Here is a 17,778-nt window from a genome sequence, read left to right on the forward strand (position 1 = left end):
ATGACCTGTAGCCGCTGCCGAAGGCTGCGCAGCCCATCGCAGCCTGCGGCAGCGGCTACACGTTTTGCTGACATGGAAGCCCTATGAACGAAACAAGCCTGCAACGCAAAACCCTGATTTTACTGCTGGCCTTCGTGACCATTGCCTTTATCTGGATCTTGTTACCGTTTTACGGGGCGATTTTTTGGGCCGTGGCGCTGGGCATTCTGTTCGCGCCCTTGCAGCGCAAACTGGTTCTGAAATTCAAAGGCCGACGCAACCTGGCCACCTTCACCACCCTGACCACGTGCACCCTGATCGCGATTTTGCCCGTGATATTCACCACCATTTTGCTGGTGCAAGAAGTCGCGACACTCTACAGCGATGTGCAAAGCGGCAAGATCAACGTCGCCAACTACGTGGCGCAAGTTGAAAGCATTATGCCGCGACAACTCCAGCAGTGGCTCGACCAACTGGGGCTGGGCAGTATCGACGGTGTCAGCGACAAAATTGCCAAGGGCGCACTTGAAGGCAGTCAGTTCTTTGCCACACAAGTGTTTAACTTTGGCCAAAGCACCTTTGAGCTGGTGGTGAGCTTTTTCATCATGCTCTACCTGTTGTACTTCTTTATCCGTGACGGCCAGGCCATGGTGCGTCTGATCCGCAACGCGGTGCCCATGGCTGAACAGCATAAGCGCCTGCTGCAAATTAAATTGCGCCGCGTGGTCAGGGCTTCAGTCAAAGGCAATCTGGCGGTTGCAGTGGTTCAGGGCGCGCTGGGCGGGATGATCTTCTGGATCCTTGGCATCCAGAGCTCACTGTTCTGGGCGGTGCTGATGATGTTCTTGTCCTTGTTGCCCGCCGTGGGTGCGGGCATCGTCTGGGCGCCAGTGGCGGTTTACTTTCTGACCACCGGGATGATCTGGCAAGGCGTGGTGCTGGCATTGTTCGGCGTGTTCGTGATCGGCATGGTCGACAACGTACTGCGCCCGATTCTGGTGGGTAAAGACACCAAAATGCCGGATTTCCTGATCCTCATCTCGACCCTGGGCGGCATGGCCATCTTTGGCCTCAATGGCTTTGTGATCGGCCCCTTGATTGCCGCCCTGTTCCTATCCAGTTGGGGACTGTTCAGCGGCACTCGACGTAAAGTGCGGCTACCCGCGGATTTCCCTCAAAACGATTAGCGGAAGCTGTACGAAACCCCGACGTAGGCACCCATGCCTTCGCCGGGGGTGGAGCGGGCGGCATCCAGCCCTTTGTCGTCGTAGCCAGGCGTAATCGTGGCGGCGTAGCGTTCGCCTGTCAGGTTGCGCAAGTCGATCCAGGTTTGCCAGTCCTGCTTGGGCGAGGCATACCCCAGCGTTGCGCCCCAGAGCATGTAGGACGACGAGTAATACGAGTTGGCGTAATCCACCGCCATGCGTGAGGCGACTTGGGTGTTTACCCCAGCATAGAAACCTTGCGGGTGGTCGTAACGGATCTCAGCCTGGTAGTAATGCTGTGGGATACCCGGCAAGCGGTTGTCACCAAAGCGTGAGTCATCGCGGTAATGGAAGTCGCTGAAGGTGTAGGCCTGACGCAACGACACTTTGCCCACGCCATCGCGCTCCCATAACGGGCTGTTGAGCCCGGCTTCGATGCCTTGGTGCACGGTAGGGCTGGCGTTGGACTCGCCGACTATCGGCGCCAGGTCGGCGGTTGCGGCTTGCAGTTCAACGGTCAGCAGTTCATGGCGGACCGCCGAGTAGTACCAGGCCAGGTCCCACTGGCCCACCCATGAATCGCCGCGGGTGCCCAGCTCAAGCGTGGTGGCGGTTTGGTTCTGCATCGCAATCGGTGTGCTTTGGCGCCCAGTGGCCGGGCCGCTGCCGACCGGGAAGACGTACGGCGAACTCCAGATCATCGACCACGGGTGCGGCGGTTCGACCGAGCGACTGAGGTTGCCGTATACCTGCAAGTGCGGGTTGAACTCATAGCGCAAGCCGATACGCGGCGCGTAGTCCCAATCGTGCTGGCTGACCTTGCCGCCGCTCTCGGGGTAGCTCACGTCGCTTTCGCGGCGGGTATAGATCAGCGCCATGCCGGTGGTCAGCCACAGGTCGGGTATCAGCTCCAGATCATTGCTGGCGTGCAGCACGGTGTCCGAACCCTGATAACTGAAGTCGCGCATTTTGGTGCCCGGCGCATAGCTGGCGGTGTTGCCGCGCGGGATGCGCACGTATTCGGAGGCGCCGCTGTTGGGCAGGTGTTTGGTGGTGCGCAAGCCCACAGTGGATTTGCTTTGCAGACCAAACAGGGTGTCACGACGCTTGTAATTCAAAGTGCCACTGACGTCGGTGTAGGCAACCTTGAGCCGGTTGGGTCCTTCGCGCAGGTCCATTGGGTAATCGTGGTACACCAGCCCGACTTCCAGCTGGGAATCGTCGTCCAGGTACATCGTGGTTTTGTTGCCCAGCCAAGTGCTGCCGGGTTGCGGGCGGGTGTAGTCACCGCTCACATAGGCCGGGTTGGCGGCCCTTGGGTGATGTTTGATCTGATCTTTGGTGACCCGGCCAGCGAGTTCGTTATCCGTCTCGCGGTAGCGCAGGTAAAAACGTGTTTCCAATTGCGGGCTGAAGCGGTAGCCGACATTGGCCGCGATGCCTTTGCTGTTGCCTGACGTGTGATCCTGATAACCGTTGGTTTCGGCGTCGGTCAGCGACACGTAGTAATCAAGGTCGCCCACTACTTGGCCTGAACTGATCTGGCGCTTTTGGTAGCCATAGCTGCCCGCTTCGTAGCGCACTTGCAGCGGTGCGGCGTCGTAACCGGTATGGGTCACGTAATTGATCGAGCCCCCCAAGGCCAGGGCGCCGGTTTCAAAACCATTGGCACCGCGCAACACTTCGGCGCGGCTCAACCACAGGGGCTCGAACAACTCGTAAGGTGTGCCGCCGGGGCCGGTCAGCGGCAGGCCGTCGAACATCACGTACAGGCCTGAGCCGTGCGCGCCGGGCGCGCGATTGATGCCCGAACCGCGCACCGACACTTTGGTCCCTTCATTACCGCCCGACTGCGCATACACACCGGGCTGATAGGCCAGTACATCGCTGTTGGTCGCTACGCGACCATTCTCGACGCTGTTCATGTCGATCAGATTGCTGGCGCCGGGCACCTGATTCAAAGCGGCCTGGGCGAGTTCCAGCTCGCTGCTTTCTTCGCTGCGTACCTGAACCTCACCCAGCTCCAGCGGGCTGGCATAGGCAGGCGCGGCACACACGAGCGCCAAGGGGAGCAATGAGGAGAGGGCAGATCGCATTAACAGGTATTCCAGGACGATGGGCGGGCGGCGCGCCAGCCTATACAAGCTGGGAATGACTCGCAACTGTGGAGACTGGATAAACCTGGACGATGTTGTAACTCGATCTACAGGGCATCGAAAGTAGATGGGCAAGGGGATGCGCAGCAGCATCCAGCTCAATGCGTACACAGCCCCAATTTCGAGCTTGAGCGTGACTACTGCAAGTACAGATTGGGCATTGAAACGGAAGTAAAAACACAGGTTGATCAGGCAAATTGCCGTGCTTTACGCGTTTTCAAGGCCAACCCACGAGCTTGGGGTATCACCACGTTACCGCTGCAGACGATGTAAAAACGCTCAAGACCGGGAATCACGACGTTGGCCAAGGTAGTCCCCCGTTCGGAGCTAAACATGATGCTGATCCCCAGCTCTCTTTGATGCTGACGCATGTTTATCGCAAGTATTTGAATTTGTTCATCCAGAGCTGTCACGGCATAGGCCGCTGGCAAGGCGACGTTGTGCCTGTTTGCGGTGAGCATTAGGGCTTGCAGGTCCAATTGCAGGCAGCGTTGCAGGCGCGGAAAAACCGCTAAATGACGTTCCTGATGATAAAGATGGTGGGCGACTTCAGGCAGCTGCGCGCCCAATTGCATTTGCACCAGTTCGGTCAGGGCTCGAGTTACAGCATGTTCTGCAGACAGGGAGGTGCCTGAGCCGAAGATGCCCGCGTGCTGGCTACGAGGCAAGGTAAAGGCCAGATAGGTTTTGGCTTCAAATTCATTACTGATGTCGAGCACCACGACTTGCGCACTCAGTTCTACTTCGGCGTCGCGCCATAGCTGTGCCAAAGGCAGTTCAGCTCCAGGCCGCTCCAGCACGCGTAAGGGCTCTTTGTGCTGGTAGTAAAAATGATTGAGTAAAAACAGCGAGAGCGCGTCCCGCTCAAGGCATTCATTGATAGCGTGGAGCACGGCTTCGTTGTAGGTGGCGCCAATGGCAATTCCGCTGTTACAGCAGTAGCGGCGCAAGCTAGCGTAGTTGAAGGTGTCCTGTGCGAGCGGTGCATCCGCATAGTTCGGCAGGCTGAAGGCAATGGGGTAGTTGAAGCTGCTCTCGTCCAGAGGGCTTTGATAACGGCGACACGCAATGCGCGCGGTGCTGTTTTCGATAACAGCATCCAGCAAACTGTCGTCTTGAAAAAAACCGGATCGCTCAAAACTGCTTGCGTCGACATAATCCAGCGCGGCATCCAGCCCGTGAAATTCGGTCAAGTAATGTTCTAGCGCTTCGTAGTAGGCGCCGGTCAGCGCGTTGTCTTTATCTCCCTTACCGGACCCCCCGGCCTGTTGGTGCAGGGTTGCGTGTCTCAGCATGACGCGTGCATTAACGATGCGTGTGCCGAGGATTTGCAGTTGGTCATGCAGATTTAATTGCTTAAGTTCATGTTGGATTTGGGTATTGGCTTGCACCAAGTCACGTTCTCGTTCAGTGGGTACGAATAATGTGGGCATCAGAGTCTCGATAAAAGGAGGACCTTTTAAGCATCCTCCCTGTGTGGGTTAATTGTCATGGTCAAGTTCGGATTTTTTAGCGTCGGTCAGTTGCAGACTTTCGATGTGTTGTTGTTCAGTCAAACTTTCAAGTTCTTCAAGGTCGGTCATTTTTTTGCGAATTTACGGCCATGTAATAACCCATGGTATAGCTCCTTTGGTTTGGGGGGGTAAGAGTGCGCGGCAAATGACGGGCACTGTATTAATGTGTTGCGAGTGAAATTTAATAATCATCATGTCGGTGTGTCAATGCACGGGGTGTTTATCAATGGCTGTTTCTGTGTAGTTATAATTATTGTTGTGGGATGTGTTTAATAAAGGAGCCGATAGGTATTAAGTTGGCTTTCAACGTGATGGCTACTCAGTAGTAAGCTTGTTAATGATCTGCAGTTCTTGCTTGATGGCTTTATATAAGCGGGGCTCAAAGGCATTGTGTCCCGCACGAACCAATCGGCTTCGGCCCTGGGAACGTTGTTGTAACCATCGCAGGCTTAACATGCCGCAGTGGTCGAAGACGCCTTGTACCATCGTTGTCATCGCGCCTACCTGCAGCGATACGTCTTCGGGGCGGCAAAAGTAGCGGTTTAAATGGTAATGCAGGTCCAGACGAATAGAGGCGATGGCGACGTCGTCGACAAACGCTTCCAGTTGATCGGTACTCAGTTTGTCGCATAACTGGGCTTTGCTCCAAAGCAGGGCGGCCGCTCTTTGCCGTTCGGCATTATCGCTGCACAGGGCGTCATGGATGTGCTGAAGCGTGTGCGGATTATCCGGGCTGCCAAGATGAGTCAAACTGTTGGCCAATGCTTGATCATAGGGTGCGTAGACCTCTTCAATCGGTACAAACACAGAGGCAACAACACTTCTCAGCACGCGCTCCTGATACTGATGCTGATACTGCAGCACCAGCCAGCTACCCCAAGACACTCCCAGCAAGCTGATCTTTTCGAACCCGAAAAACTGCCGGAGTGAGTCAATATCTTCGACCAGTAAAGCCGTGCAGTTTTTCGTCAGTCGCCCTTGTGGCAACGAGCGGCCACAGCCGCGCTGATCAAACAACACAACCGAGAAAATCTCCAGGTCAAAAAAACCCAGGTGCTCGGGGCTGCTGTAACCACCGGGGCCTCCATGGACAAAAAATACAGGTTCACCCGTAGGGTTGCCGTGACGCTCCCAATACAACTGATGGCCGTCTGAAGTCTGGAAGTGACCGCGCAGCGGCATGGTCGGGCTCAAGGCTGAGCCTCCAATACATAAAACTCAAACAACTCAAGGTGCCCCTCGCGTGCGGCCAATGAGGACTTCAACGTCAGGCCCAGTTTTTTTGCCCAGTAGCTGACGTTTACCAGCACAGGGGTGTGGCCAAACATGATCAGCAGAGCCCCCGGTTTGAGGGCGCGTGCAAACGTGCAGAATAGATCGTGGGCGTCGTCGCGGTACAGCACTTCCGCGTTCAGGAAGCGTAGAAACAGTACGTCGCAGCGACTGACCGTTTGCACCATGGTGGCTGCGTCGGCGTTGTGGAATTCCAGTGCAGGGTGCCGAAGACGCGCATGTTCGATCATGGCCGGGGAATGATCTGAGCCGATACAGTGCGTCTCAGGAAAGGCACGCGCCATGCAACCGATAAAAGTACCCGTGGAGCAGGCCGGGTCATAGAGCAGTGTATTGGGCGTCATCAGCGGTTTCAGGAACGTGGTGCAGTAGTCGCGAAAGTGCCGTTCATCCTGGTCGAGTTGTTCGGCCTGTGCAGCAGCGTCGGCCCAATCAGCTTGCGACAGCACGCATTCCTGACCTGTGCTGTCCAGAAGCGGAAACGGGAAGTAGATATCGCTGGTGGAGTGATGGATGGCCGCTTCAAACAGGTTGTTTTTGTCAACCTCGGCCAGTGGTGTGAACGAGATGCTGAACCCGCTGTCGCCATAGTTGATCTTGAACAGTTTCCCCAGCAGGTGATCAGGCAGCAGGCAACTTGATTGCTGCCAGCCCCGGTCTGTGGTTTGGGTCAACAGTTTGCGCCCGACGTAAACATCGTTCTGTACCGTCAGAAAAAAAAGAAAATTTAAGGTTGGCCCGGCGGGCGAGTTTAAACGTGCCGGTTGTTCAGGTGTACGGCTGAGTGCCTTGATCTGCCGGATAAGACCTAGTTCATTAGCTAACATTGAACATCGTGCAGTGACCGGCATAAAGGCTCCTGTGGTTTGATCATAATGCGCAATGGGAAGCTGGGGTCAGACTGTCTCCCCATGGCGCATCAGTGGTTTACTCTAATTCAAGCTCGGTTTTTTCATCGTCGCTCAGTTGCAGACGTTCAATATGTTGCTCTTCAGTTTCAGTTGTCAGGATTTCATCGTCGACAATTGCGTTGGCATTCATGCCGCGTACCATGTAGCCCATAGTCTTTCTCTCTTCTTAATAGTGGGTAGTTTTCGTGAGTCAGTGATTGTCTTTTTGCGTTGCAATATCAATTTAGGGCGGTCGGCGAGGAGTGTCAATCCAGTGTTTAGTTGTTGAGTGAGCGTGTTGCCAAGAGTAAACGCACTTATTTATTATTTTTAGGTTGACCTGTTTAAATCCAATGTAGGTCTTTTGGTGTGAGTCGAGGGGCGGTTTAAACACTGTTTGCGGCAGTGGCTGTTGATATTTTAATTTGGAGTAAGTGTTTGAGTAAGTTGCGTGATTCGGAGGCGATGAGTTAGCGAGGGTGATTTTTATAATGACTCTGTGGTTTATGGCTGTATGTCATGTAGGGTTTAGAGGGCTAAGCCAATGGGCAGGTTTTAATTCGTGATGCATTTGCGGATTAGTCTTGAAGATGGTGTGTTTACCGTGAGCGATGTGATCGCTCAGTCGGTGTTTTCTATGTGTAATTAAGCATGCAGGCAAAAAAATACCCCGTGAAAGACAAACCTCCACGGGGTACGAGGTGCAGCAATCAGCGCTTAGCCAACCAGGCCCAGCGTTGCGCGCTGTACCAGTTCCAGCATTGGTTGCGGGTACACACCCAGCACGAATACCAGGATCGAGACGGCCAGCAGCATGACGCCACCCGCTCTCTGTTCCCAGTTCAGTGGAGCATCGTGGCGATGCAGTTTTGGCTCTACCAGGTACAGGGTCACCATCACGCGCAGGTAGTAGAACACGCCAATGGCGCTACCCAGGATCAAGGACGCTACCAGCCACCATTGGTGTGCTTCAACGCCGGTGGCGATGATGTAGAACTTGCCGATGAAGCCTGCGGTCAGCGGGATACCGGCCAGCGACAACATCATCACGGTCATGACCGCCGTCAGGTAAGGACGGCGCCAGAACAGGCCGCGGTACTCGTACAGCGCATCAGCGTCACGGCCTTTGTACGGCGAGGACATCAGGGTGATCACGCCGAACGCACCGAGGCTGGTGAGCACATAAGTGATCAGGTACACGCCAATCGCTTCCATGGCCATGCCTTTGCTCGCCACCAGGGCGATCAGCAGGTAGCCGAAGTGAGCGATGGACGAGAAGCCCAGCAGACGCTTGAGGTTGTTTTGGGTCAGAGCCAGCAGGTTACCGAACAGGATCGAAGCAATTGCGATCACGGTCAGGACGTCGCTCATCACACCGGTGGTTGCCGCCGGGGAGATCTGGAACAAACGCACCATCACTGCAAACACGGCCACTTTCGACGCAGTCGCCAGGAAAGCGGCCACCGGTGCCGGAGCACCTTCGTACACGTCTGGGGTCCAGAGGTGGAAAGGTACCAGCGACAGTTTGAACGCCAGACCCACCAGCATCATGCCCAGACCCAGCTGTGCAATGGCGCTAGGGGCGCCAGTGGCCGCCAGGGCGTGACCGATACCGCTGAAGCTCAGGCTGCCGGCTTCGGCGTACAACAGGGCCATACCGAACAGCAGGAACGCAGAACCTGCGGCCGACAGCACCATGTACTTGATGCCGGCTTCCAGCGAACGCTTGTTGAAGAAGGCGTAGGCCACCAGGCCGTAAACCGGTACCGAGAGCAGCTCCAGGCCGATAAACAAGCCAGCCAGGTGTTGCGCGCTTACCAGAACAATACCGCCAGTGGCAGCCAGCAGGGTCAGCAGGTACAGCTCTTCACGGTTGCCCGGATAACCCGTGCCGCCTTCGCCCAGGTAGGCGTGTGCCAATGTCACACACGCCAGGGTCGCGACCAGGATCAGCCCGATGTACAGGTAGGCAAAGTTGTCCATCATCAACAGCGGGGTGACAGCCAGTGGAGCCACTTTCAACGCCGGGAAGATCGACAACAGTGCCAGGTTAAGACCCGCCACCGAAAGCAGGAAGGTCTGTGAGTGGTTGCGGCGCCACGCGATTGCCAGCATCACCACCACAACGGTGAGGCTGGTAATCAGCAGTGGAGCAAGCGCGATAAAGTGTTGGATCGTAAATTCCATAGCGCTCTTACCGGGCCGAAGCGAGTTGAGTGAAGGCGGTGCCGAGCCATTGCTGCACGCCATGCATGGTCGCAGCAGAGGTATCGAGGAACGGTTGCGGGTACACGCCGATAACCACCAGCAGTACCGCCAGACCGAGCACCATGATCAGTTCACGCGCATCCATGCCGGCCAGTACTGCGTCGGACTTGGATGGGCCGAAGTAGGCGCGGTGAATCATGATCAGCGAGTAGACCGAACCAAACACCAGACCGGTTGTTGCAATCGCCGTGACCCAAGGGAAGCTGGCGAACGAGCCCATCAGAATCAGGAACTCACCCACGAAGTTACCGGTACCCGGCAAGCCCAGCGACGCGGCGGCGAAGAACAGGCTGATGGCGGGCAGGTACGCGATCTTGGACCACAAACCGCCCATTTCACGCATGTCACGGGTGTGCAGACGCTCGTACAGCTGGCCGCTGAGGATAAACAGCGCGGCTGCCGAAACACCGTGTGCCAGCATCTGGATCACTGCACCTTGCAACGCCAGCAGGCTGCCGGAGTAGATGCCGATCAGCACAAAGCCCATGTGCGAAACGCTGGAGAAGGCGATCAGACGTTTGATGTCGGTTTGTGCGAAGGCCAGGAACGCGCCGTAGAAAATCCCGATCAGACCCAGGGTCATGGCAATCGGCGCAAACTCGGCCGAAGCGTTCGGGAACAGCGGCAAGGCGAAACGCAGCAGACCATACGCAGCGGTCTTGAGCAGAATGCCGGCCAAGTCGACCGAACCTGCGGTCGGTGCCTGGGCGTGAGCGTCAGGCAACCAGGAGTGGAACGGTACAACCGGCAGCTTCACGGCAAACGCAATGAAGAAGCCGAGCATCAGGATGTACTCAGTGGTGAGCGACATCTTGGTTTTCAGCAGCTCGGCGTAGCTGAAGGTCAGCACACCGGTTTCATTGAAGTTGACCAGCACCAGACCCAGGATCGCCACCAGCATGATCAGGCCGGAAGCCTGAGTGAAGATGAAGAACTTGGTCGCGGCGTAGATACGGGTTTTCTTGCCGTCGGATGAGCTGTGACCCCAGAGCGCGATGAGGAAGTACATCGGCACCAGCATCATTTCCCAGAAGAAGAAGAACATGAACAGGTCGATGGCGAGGAACACGCCAACCACGCCGCCCAGGATCCACATCAGGTTCAGGTGGAAGAAGCCCACGTGACGCTGAATTTCTTTCCAGGAACACAGAACCGAGAGCACACCGAGCAGGCCGGTCAGCAGGATCATCAGCAGCGACAGACCGTCGAGTGCCAGATGGACGCTGATGCCGAAACGCTCGATCCAGGTGTGCTGGAACTCAAGCGCCCATGCCGGGGCAGCGCCCGGGTTCGGTGCCAGGTGGTAGTCGCCGTGAGCCCACAGCCAAAGGCCGAGTGCAAGCTCAAGAGACATGGTCAGCAACGCAATCCAGCGTGGCAGGGTAGGGCCGAAGCGCTCACCCAGCCAGCACAGCAGGCCGCCGATAAAGGGGATCAGGATTAGCCAAGGCAGAATCATGACGGGCTCAATTCCTTTCGCAATGTCGAAGGTTCATATCAGACCGCTACCAGTACGATGGCGCCCATGACCAGTACAGCACCGGCGGCCATGGAAGCAGCGTACCAACGCAGTTGACCGGTTTCGCTGCGGCTCAGGGCGTTATGCCCGGCCTTGGCCATCTGCGGGATCAAACCAATGGTCTGGTCCAGCGGATCTTTGCGCAGCACGCGGCAGATCAACAGGTACGGTTTGACGAACAGTTTGTCGTACAACCAATCAAAGCCCCAGGCAGCGAACCACCAGGCCGAGAGGAAACGACCGATGCCACTTTGGGCAACAGCGCTGACGAAGCGACGCTTGCCCAGATACAGCAGAGCCGCGAGCAGGATACCGGCCAGGGCGATGGCACCCGAGGCGATTTCCAGGCTGTGCTTGGCTTCGCCGCCAGCATGGCCAACGCTTTGTGGCAGTACGCCCGCCAGTGGTGGAGTGATCATGGCGCCGATGAAGGTCGACAATACGATCAGCACGCTCAGTGGCAGCCAGTAAGTAACGCCGTGGCCTGCGTGGGCTTCAGTCTTGGCTTCACCGTGGAAGGTGATGAAGATCAGGCGGAAGGTGTACAGCGAGGTCATGAACGCACCGACCAGACCGGCATACAGCAAGCCGCTGTTACCGCTGGCGAAGGCTTCCCAAAGAATTTCGTCCTTGGAGTAGAAGCCAGCTGTCAGCAATGGCAAGGCCGACAAGGCCGCGCCGCCGACGATGAAGCTGGCGTAAGCCAGTGGCAGTTTTTTCCACAGGCCGCCCATCTTGAAGATGTTCTGCTCGTGGTGGCAGGCAACAATCACCGCACCGGAAGCAAGGAACAGCAGGGCCTTGAAGAAGGCGTGGGTCATTAGGTGGAAGATCGCGCCGTCCCAGGCACCCACGCCCAGCGCCAGGAACATGTAGCCGATCTGGCTCATGGTCGAGTAGGCGAGGATACGTTTGATGTCGGTTTGTACCAGTGCTGCAAAGCCCGCCAGCACCAGGGTCACACCGCCGACGATGCCGACCAGGTGCAGCACTTCAGGGGCCAGGGTGAACAGACCGTGGGTCCGGGCAATCAGGTACACACCGGCGGTGACCATGGTGGCGGCGTGGATCAGTGCCGAAACCGGTGTCGGGCCCGCCATCGCGTCTGCCAACCAGGTTTGCAGCGGCAGTTGCGCCGATTTACCGACCGCGCCGCCCAGCAGCATCAAGGTTGCCAGAACGATCCAGAAGTCACCGGCCTGGAATTTTTGCGGCGCCAGTACCAGCAGCTCTTGGATGTTCAGCGTGCCCAACTGTTGGAACAGAATGAACAGGCCGATGGCCAGGAACACGTCACCGATACGGGTCACGATGAAGGCTTTGAGTGCCGCGTTACCGTTGTTGCGGTTGCTGTAGTAGAAACCGATCAACAGGTAGGAACACAGGCCCACGCCTTCCCAGCCGAAGTACACGAACAACAGGTTATCGGCCAGGATCAGGAACAGCATGCTGGCGATAAACAGGTTGGTGTAGGCGAAGAAGCGTGAGTAGCCGTCTTCACCGCGCATGTACCAGGAGGCAAACACGTGGATCAGGAAGCCCACACCGACGACGACGCCGAGCATGGTCACGGACAGGCCGTCGAGGTGCAGGGCGAAGTTGGGTTTGAAATCACCCACCGACATCCACTGCCACAGCACTTGCGTGAACTGACCGCCTTCAGGCGGCGCCACATTGAATTGCCAGATCACAAACGCGGCCACGATGGCCGACAGGCCAATGGAGCCGACGCCGACCACGGCCGAGAGGTTTTCGCTGAAGCGTCCACGGGAGAACGACAGCAGCAAAAAGCCGATCAGGGGGAATACGAAAGTCAGAAAGAGAAGGTTCATCCGCGCATCTCACTGGCAGCATCGATATCAAGCGTGTGGAAGCGGCGATACAGCTGCAGCAGGATCGCCAGGCCAATGCTGGCCTCAGCGGCTGCCAGGGTGATCACCAGAATGAACATGACCTGTCCATCCGGCTGCGCCCAGCGTGCACCGGCAACGATGAACGCCAGTGCAGCGGCGTTCATCATGATTTCCAGACTCATCAATACGAAGAGAATGTTGCGACGTACCATCAGGCCAACGAGACCGAGGCAGAACAGGACGCCCGCGACCGCGAGACCATGTTCGAGAGGTATTCCTGGCATGTTATTGCTCCTTCGCCTCGTTGCGGCCCAAGTGGAACGCCGTCACAGCTGCGGCAAGCAACAGCATCGAGGCGAGTTCTACCACCAGCAGATACGGGCCGAACAGGCTGATGCCCACGGCTTTTGCATCAATGGTGGTTTGACCGATTGCTGCACCGCTCTGGTGAGCGAACAGCACGTACAGCAGTTCGGCCAGCAGAATGGCGGACAGAATGCTGGGTCCGATCCAGATGCCGGGCTTGAGCCAATGGCGTTCTTGCGTCACCGAGGCCGGGCCCTGGTTGAGCATCATGACCACGAACACGAACAGCACCATGATGGCACCGGCGTAGGCGATCACTTCGAGTACACCGGCAAACGGTGCGCCCAGGCTAAAGAACGTCATCGCCACGGCAATCAGCGAAATAATCAGGTAGAGCAGGGCGTGCACAGGGTTGGTGTTGGTGATCACGCGTAGCGTGGACACGACAGCGACACCCGATGCGAAATAGAAAGCGAATTCCATCGTTCTTCCTTAAGGCAGCAAGCTCTTCACGTTGATCGGCTCGGCTTCGTTCTGAGCAGCACCTTTCGGCTTGCCCTCAACGGCCATACCCGCAACACGATAGAAGTTGTAATCAGGGTTCTTGCCGGGACCGGAGATCAGCAGATCTTCCTTCTCGTACACCAGATCCTGACGTTTGAACTCGGCCATTTCGAAATCCGGCGTCAGCTGGATCGCGGTGGTCGGGCAGGCTTCCTCACACAGGCCGCAAAAAATGCAGCGTGAGAAGTTGATGCGGAAGAACTCCGGGTACCAACGGCCATCTTCGGTTTCGGCTTTTTGCAGCGAGATGCAACCCACCGGGCACGCTACGGCGCACAGGTTGCAGGCTACACAACGCTCTTCGCCGTCCGGGTCGCGGGTCAGGACGATTCGGCCACGGTAACGCGGTGGCAGATAGACCGGTTCTTCCGGGTATTGCAGCGTGTCACGCTTGCGGAAGGCATGGCCAAACACCATCACCAAGCTGCGAAGCTGGGTGTAGGTGCCATGCACGATGTCAAACAGGTACTTGAACATGGGTCTTTATCCTCACTGAGCCGCGACTGCAGGCGTGTTCAGCAACACGACGGCAGCGGTCACCAGCAAATTGATCAGGGTCAGCGGCAGGCAGAACTTCCAGCTGAAGTCCATCACTTGGTCATACCGTGGACGCGGAATAGCCGCGCGCAGCAGGATGAAGATCATGATGAAAAACGCGGTCTTCAGGGCGAACCAGATAAACGGAATCTGCGGCAGGATGCCGAAAGGCCCGTGCCAGCCACCGAAGAACAAAGTCACCAGCAACGCCGAGATCAACACGATCCCGATGTATTCACCGACGAAGAACATGCCCCATTTCATGCCGGCGTATTCAATGTGGTAACCATCGGCCAGTTCCTGTTCGGCTTCTGGCTGGTCGAAAGGGTGACGGTGAGTCACCGCGACGCCAGCGATGAAGAAGGTCAGGAAACCGAAGATCTGCGGAATGATGAACCACAGGTTCTGCGCTTGGTACTCGACGATGTCGCGCATGTTGAACGAGCCAACCTGCACCACGATGCCCATCAGCGACAGGCCCATGAACACTTCGTACGACACGGTCTGGGCCGAGGCCCGCAAGCTGCCGAGCAAGGCGAACTTGTTGTTACTGGACCAGCCAGCGAACAACACCGCGTACACCGACAGACCGGCCATGGCGAAGAAGAACAGGATGCCGATGTTCAGATCCGCCACGCCCCAGGTCGGGGTGATCGGGATAATCGCGAAAGCGATCAGCAAGGCGCTCATGGCCACAACCGGTGCCAGGGTGAAAATCACCTTGTCGGCAAACGGTGGCGTCCAGTCTTCCTTGAAGAACATTTTGATCATGTCAGCGGCAATCTGAAACGCGCCGAACGGGCCAACGCGGTTCGGACCGTAACGGTCTTGCCACAGGGCCAGCAGGCGACGTTCTACCCAGCTGAGCAGCGCGCCGCACACCACAACGGCGAGCAGAATCACCACGGCTTGCACCACCGAGATAATCACGTCGATCACTTCAGGCGTAAACCAAGTCATTGGGCTGCCTCCTGCAAACCGTCAACGGTAAGGCCAAAGATCGCGGGCGGAATACCTGGCAAGCCAGCGGGCAATGCCACCAGACCTGCACCCAGCTCTTCGTTGACACGCAGTGGCAGACGCAGGGTCAGGCCAGCCACGTTCAAGCTCAGCAGCGCGCCATCATTGACGCCCAGACGGTCGGCTTCGGACTTGGCCAATGCGATGTAAGCGGCAGGAATGCGTTCTTGTACCGGCGCGGCTTTGGAAGAGTTCTCTTCGCTGCCCAGCAGGTGATAGAACGGCACGACGTGCCACGTGCCACGTGCCGGGTTGAAGGCACCCGGAATGTTGGCGAACCAGCTCAGCGCATCGCCCTGGCTTTCGATCAGGCGGATGCCCGGGTCGCCAGCGCGGATGTGCCCACCGACTTCGTCCTGGAACTTGTTCCACGCTTGTGGCGAGTTCCAGCCCGGCGACCAGGCGAACGGCACTTGTTGGCGCGGTTCTACGGAGCCCGAGTAACCTTCCATCGAGAATGCGAACGCAGTGTCCGGATCTTGTGGGGTGCGCGGTTCGTGCACGCTGATGTTGGCGCGCATCGCCGTGCGGCCGCTGTAACGCAAAGGTTCGCGCGCCAGCTTCATGCCCTTGATGCGGAACGCCGCAGACGGTGCTGCTTCAACAATATTGGCCAAGGCCGCATTGCTGGCCGCAGTGGCCTGGGTCACGTGGTCAAGCAAGGTCCAGTCAATCGGCTTGTTCAGCAGGGTGCTGCGCAGGGCGTGCAACCAGCGCCAGCCTTCGTGGATCAGAATGTTCGCGTCCAGGTAGCGCGGCTCAAACACTTGGAAGAAGCGCTGGGCGCGGCCTTCCTGGCTGATCAGCGTACCGTCGCCTTCAGCAAAGCTGGCAGCAGGCAGTACCAGGTCGGCACGGTCCGTGGTTGCAGTCTTCTGATGGTCAGCAACGATGACCACTTTGGCAGCGTCCAGTGCAGCGTTGACCTTGATCGCATCCACACGAGTGAACAGATCGTTTTCGAGCACCACGATCGCGTCGGCTTTGCCGTCGATGACCGCTTGCAGCGCAGCGTCTACCGATTCGCCGCCGAGCATGGCCAGGCCAAGGCTGTTGGCTTCTGGCACAACCAGGCTGATGGAGCCGGCTTTTTCGCGCAGGTGCAGGGCTTTGGCGATGTTGCCTGCGGCTTCGATCAGGGCGTTGGAGCCCAGCGAAGTGCCGGCAATGATCAGTGGGCGTTTGGCCGCGAGCAGGGCGTCAGCAATGCGCTTGGCCAACTCAAGGGCTTCAGCGTCCAGACCGGTCACGGCAGGTGCGCTGGCGTCGAGGGCATGCGCCACGGCGAAACCGATGCGCGCCAGATCATCCGGTGCGGCGTGTACGCATTCTTCAGCCACGTCATCGAGCTTGGTTTCAGCCAGGCTGGCGATGAACAGCGGGTTCAGCGCGTGTTGGCCGATGTTCTTCACCGCAGCGTCGAGCCAAGGCTGAACGCGCATGGCGTCGGCCATGTCTTCGGCCTTGCCTTTAACCGATTGACGCAGCGATAGCGCCATACGGGCGGCGGTCTGGGTCAGGTCTTCGCCGAGGACGAAAATGGCGTCGTGATCTTCGATCTCGCGCATGTTCGGCACAGGCAGCGGGCTGTCCTTGAGCACTTGCAGCACCAGGCGGATGCGCTCCAGCTCACCGGCTTCGATGCCGGAGTAGAAGTGCTCGGCGCCCACCAGCTCGCGCAACGCGTAGTTGCTTTCGAGGCTGGCGCGTGGCGATCCGATACCGACGATGTTGCGACCGCGCAGCAGGTCAGCAGCCTTGTCCAGCGCAGCGTCCAGGCCCAGCTTGGTGCCATCGGCCAGCAGCGGCTGGCGTGGACGGTCGGCGCGGTTGACGTAGCCATAGCCGAAACGGCCACGGTCACACAGGAAGTACTGGTTCACCGAACCGTTGAAACGGTTTTCGATGCGACGCAGTTCACCGTAACGCTCGCCCGGGCTGATGTTGCAGCCGCTGGAGCAGCCGTGGCAGATGCTTGGCGAAAACTGCATGTCCCACTTGCGGTTGTAGCGCTCGGAGTGAGTCTTGTCGGTGAACACACCGGTCGGGCAGACCTCGGTGAGGTTGCCGGAGAACTCGCTTTCAAGCGTGCCGTCTTCAACGCGACCGAAGTACACGTTGTCGTGGGCGCCGAATACACCGAGGTCGGTGCCGCCAGCGTAGTCTTTATAGAAGCGCACACAGCGATAGCAGGCGATGCAGCGGTTCATTTCGTGAGAGATGAACGGGCCGAGTTCCTGGTTCTGGTGGGTCCGCTTGGTGAAGCGATAACGGCGCTCGTTATGGCCGGTCATCACGGTCATGTCTTGCAGGTGGCAGTGACCGCCTTCTTCGCAGACCGGGCAGTCGTGCGGGTGGTTGGTCATCAGCCATTCGACGACGCTGGCGCGAAACACTTTCGCTTCTTCGTCTTCGATGGAAATCCAGCTTCCGTCAGTGGCTGGCGTCATGCAGGACATGACGATACGACCACGGGTGTCGTTCTCGTCGGTGTACTGCTTGACCGCGCACTGGCGACAGGCACCAACGCTGCCGAGGGCAGGGTGCCAGCAGAAATACGGAATATCGAGTCCTAGCGACAAACAAGCCTGTAACAGGTTGTCTGCCCCATCGACTTCGAGCTCTTTGCCGTCTACGTGGATAGTGGCCATGGTTCAAAGTTCTTCGTTGGCCC

The 17,778-nt window shown here is 57.7% G+C and carries 14 protein-coding genes; 1 reads left to right on the forward strand and 13 read right to left on the reverse strand.

Annotation, left to right across the window (positions count from 1 at the left end; all coding sequences use genetic code 11):
- Nucleotides 1-83 precede the first annotated feature (83 nt).
- Nucleotides 84-1,166, forward strand: coding sequence for an AI-2E family transporter (locus tag RHM56_RS05790; RefSeq protein ID WP_322239456.1), 1,083 nt, complete (start codon nucleotides 84-86; stop codon nucleotides 1,164-1,166).
- Here RHM56_RS05790 and RHM56_RS05795 read toward each other — a convergent pair.
- The 13 genes from RHM56_RS05795 to nuoG all read right to left on the reverse strand — a co-directional run bounded on the left by RHM56_RS05795 (nucleotide 1,163) and on the right by nuoG (nucleotide 17,755).
- Nucleotides 1,163-3,280 carry a TonB-dependent receptor family protein gene (locus RHM56_RS05795; RefSeq protein ID WP_322239458.1) on the reverse strand — a complete coding sequence of 706 codons (2,118 nt, stop codon included), beginning with the start codon at nucleotides 3,278-3,280 and terminating at the stop codon, nucleotides 1,163-1,165. The two genes, RHM56_RS05790 and RHM56_RS05795, sit on opposite strands and share 4 nt — an antisense overlap.
- A gap of 248 nt (nucleotides 3,281-3,528) precedes the next feature.
- The gene (locus RHM56_RS05800; protein WP_322239460.1) at nucleotides 3,529-4,773 is read right to left on the reverse strand and encodes a YcaO-like family protein; all 1,245 of its coding nucleotides are present in this window, start codon (nucleotides 4,771-4,773) and stop codon (nucleotides 3,529-3,531) included.
- A gap of 396 nt (nucleotides 4,774-5,169) precedes the next feature.
- Nucleotides 5,170-6,048 (reverse strand): alpha/beta fold hydrolase, encoded by an 879-nt coding sequence (locus tag RHM56_RS05805; RefSeq protein ID WP_322239462.1) that lies wholly within the window; start codon nucleotides 6,046-6,048, stop codon nucleotides 5,170-5,172.
- Complete coding sequence (locus tag RHM56_RS05810) at nucleotides 6,045-6,974, reverse strand: class I SAM-dependent methyltransferase (RefSeq protein ID WP_322239464.1); 930 nt, start codon at nucleotides 6,972-6,974, stop codon at nucleotides 6,045-6,047. The genes RHM56_RS05805 and RHM56_RS05810 overlap by 4 nt, the downstream gene beginning before the upstream one ends.
- Nucleotides 6,975-7,074: 100 nt before the next feature.
- Nucleotides 7,075-7,209 (reverse strand): hypothetical protein, encoded by a 135-nt coding sequence (locus RHM56_RS05815; protein WP_322239466.1) that lies wholly within the window; start codon nucleotides 7,207-7,209, stop codon nucleotides 7,075-7,077.
- A gap of 545 nt (nucleotides 7,210-7,754) precedes the next feature.
- A complete protein-coding gene (gene nuoN / locus RHM56_RS05820) occupies nucleotides 7,755-9,224 on the reverse strand; it encodes an NADH-quinone oxidoreductase subunit NuoN (protein WP_322239468.1) in 1,470 nt (489 codons plus the stop codon).
- 7 nt (nucleotides 9,225-9,231) lie between these two features.
- On the reverse strand, nucleotides 9,232-10,764 hold the full coding sequence (gene nuoM, locus RHM56_RS05825; protein ID WP_322239470.1) for an NADH-quinone oxidoreductase subunit M: 1,533 nt from the start codon (nucleotides 10,762-10,764) through the stop codon (nucleotides 9,232-9,234).
- Nucleotides 10,765-10,802: 38 nt separating this feature from the next.
- Nucleotides 10,803-12,656, reverse strand: a complete 1,854-nt coding sequence (nuoL, locus tag RHM56_RS05830) for an NADH-quinone oxidoreductase subunit L (RefSeq protein WP_322239472.1) — start codon at nucleotides 12,654-12,656, stop codon at nucleotides 10,803-10,805.
- Nucleotides 12,653-12,961 (reverse strand): NADH-quinone oxidoreductase subunit NuoK, encoded by a 309-nt coding sequence (gene nuoK / locus RHM56_RS05835; protein WP_003446970.1) that lies wholly within the window; start codon nucleotides 12,959-12,961, stop codon nucleotides 12,653-12,655. The genes nuoL and nuoK overlap by 4 nt, the downstream gene beginning before the upstream one ends.
- A 1-nt stretch (nucleotide 12,962) precedes the next feature.
- Nucleotides 12,963-13,466 (reverse strand): NADH-quinone oxidoreductase subunit J, encoded by a 504-nt coding sequence (nuoJ, locus tag RHM56_RS05840; protein ID WP_322239475.1) that lies wholly within the window; start codon nucleotides 13,464-13,466, stop codon nucleotides 12,963-12,965.
- 9 nt (nucleotides 13,467-13,475) lie between these two features.
- Nucleotides 13,476-14,024, reverse strand: a complete 549-nt coding sequence (gene nuoI, locus RHM56_RS05845) for an NADH-quinone oxidoreductase subunit NuoI (RefSeq protein WP_016780194.1) — start codon at nucleotides 14,022-14,024, stop codon at nucleotides 13,476-13,478.
- Between the two features lie 12 nt (nucleotides 14,025-14,036).
- Nucleotides 14,037-15,044 (reverse strand): NADH-quinone oxidoreductase subunit NuoH, encoded by a 1,008-nt coding sequence (nuoH, locus tag RHM56_RS05850; RefSeq protein WP_322239477.1) that lies wholly within the window; start codon nucleotides 15,042-15,044, stop codon nucleotides 14,037-14,039.
- Nucleotides 15,041-17,755, reverse strand: coding sequence for an NADH-quinone oxidoreductase subunit NuoG (gene nuoG, locus RHM56_RS05855; RefSeq protein WP_322239479.1), 2,715 nt, complete (start codon nucleotides 17,753-17,755; stop codon nucleotides 15,041-15,043). The genes nuoH and nuoG overlap by 4 nt, the downstream gene beginning before the upstream one ends.
- Nucleotides 17,756-17,778 lie beyond the last annotated feature (23 nt).

The sequence above is a fragment of the Pseudomonas sp. CCC3.1 genome, from assembly GCF_034347405.1.
Taxonomy (GTDB): domain Bacteria; phylum Pseudomonadota; class Gammaproteobacteria; order Pseudomonadales; family Pseudomonadaceae; genus Aquipseudomonas.

What these genes read in the sequence shown, in the direction of transcription:
- RHM56_RS05790 (WP_322239456.1), top strand. Translation starts at nt 84, where the DNA reads ATGAACGAAACAAGCCTGCAACGCAAAACCCTGATTTTACTGCTGGCC.
- RHM56_RS05795 (WP_322239458.1), bottom strand. Translation starts at nt 3,280, where the DNA reads ATGCGATCTGCCCTCTCCTCATTGCTCCCCTTGGCGCTCGTGTGTGCC.
- RHM56_RS05800 (WP_322239460.1), bottom strand. Translation starts at nt 4,773, where the DNA reads ATGCCCACATTATTCGTACCCACTGAACGAGAACGTGACTTGGTGCAA.
- RHM56_RS05810 (WP_322239464.1), bottom strand. Translation starts at nt 6,974, where the DNA reads ATGTTAGCTAATGAACTAGGTCTTATCCGGCAGATCAAGGCACTCAGC.
- RHM56_RS05815 (WP_322239466.1), bottom strand. Translation starts at nt 7,209, where the DNA reads ATGGGCTACATGGTACGCGGCATGAATGCCAACGCAATTGTCGACGAT.
- nuoN (WP_322239468.1), bottom strand. Translation starts at nt 9,224, where the DNA reads ATGGAATTTACGATCCAACACTTTATCGCGCTTGCTCCACTGCTGATT.
- nuoM (WP_322239470.1), bottom strand. Translation starts at nt 10,764, where the DNA reads ATGATTCTGCCTTGGCTAATCCTGATCCCCTTTATCGGCGGCCTGCTG.
- nuoL (WP_322239472.1), bottom strand. Translation starts at nt 12,656, where the DNA reads ATGAACCTTCTCTTTCTGACTTTCGTATTCCCCCTGATCGGCTTTTTG.
- nuoK (WP_003446970.1), bottom strand. Translation starts at nt 12,961, where the DNA reads ATGCCAGGAATACCTCTCGAACATGGTCTCGCGGTCGCGGGCGTCCTG.
- nuoJ (WP_322239475.1), bottom strand. Translation starts at nt 13,466, where the DNA reads ATGGAATTCGCTTTCTATTTCGCATCGGGTGTCGCTGTCGTGTCCACG.
- nuoI (WP_016780194.1), bottom strand. Translation starts at nt 14,024, where the DNA reads ATGTTCAAGTACCTGTTTGACATCGTGCATGGCACCTACACCCAGCTT.
- nuoH (WP_322239477.1), bottom strand. Translation starts at nt 15,044, where the DNA reads ATGACTTGGTTTACGCCTGAAGTGATCGACGTGATTATCTCGGTGGTG.
- nuoG (WP_322239479.1), bottom strand. Translation starts at nt 17,755, where the DNA reads ATGGCCACTATCCACGTAGACGGCAAAGAGCTCGAAGTCGATGGGGCA.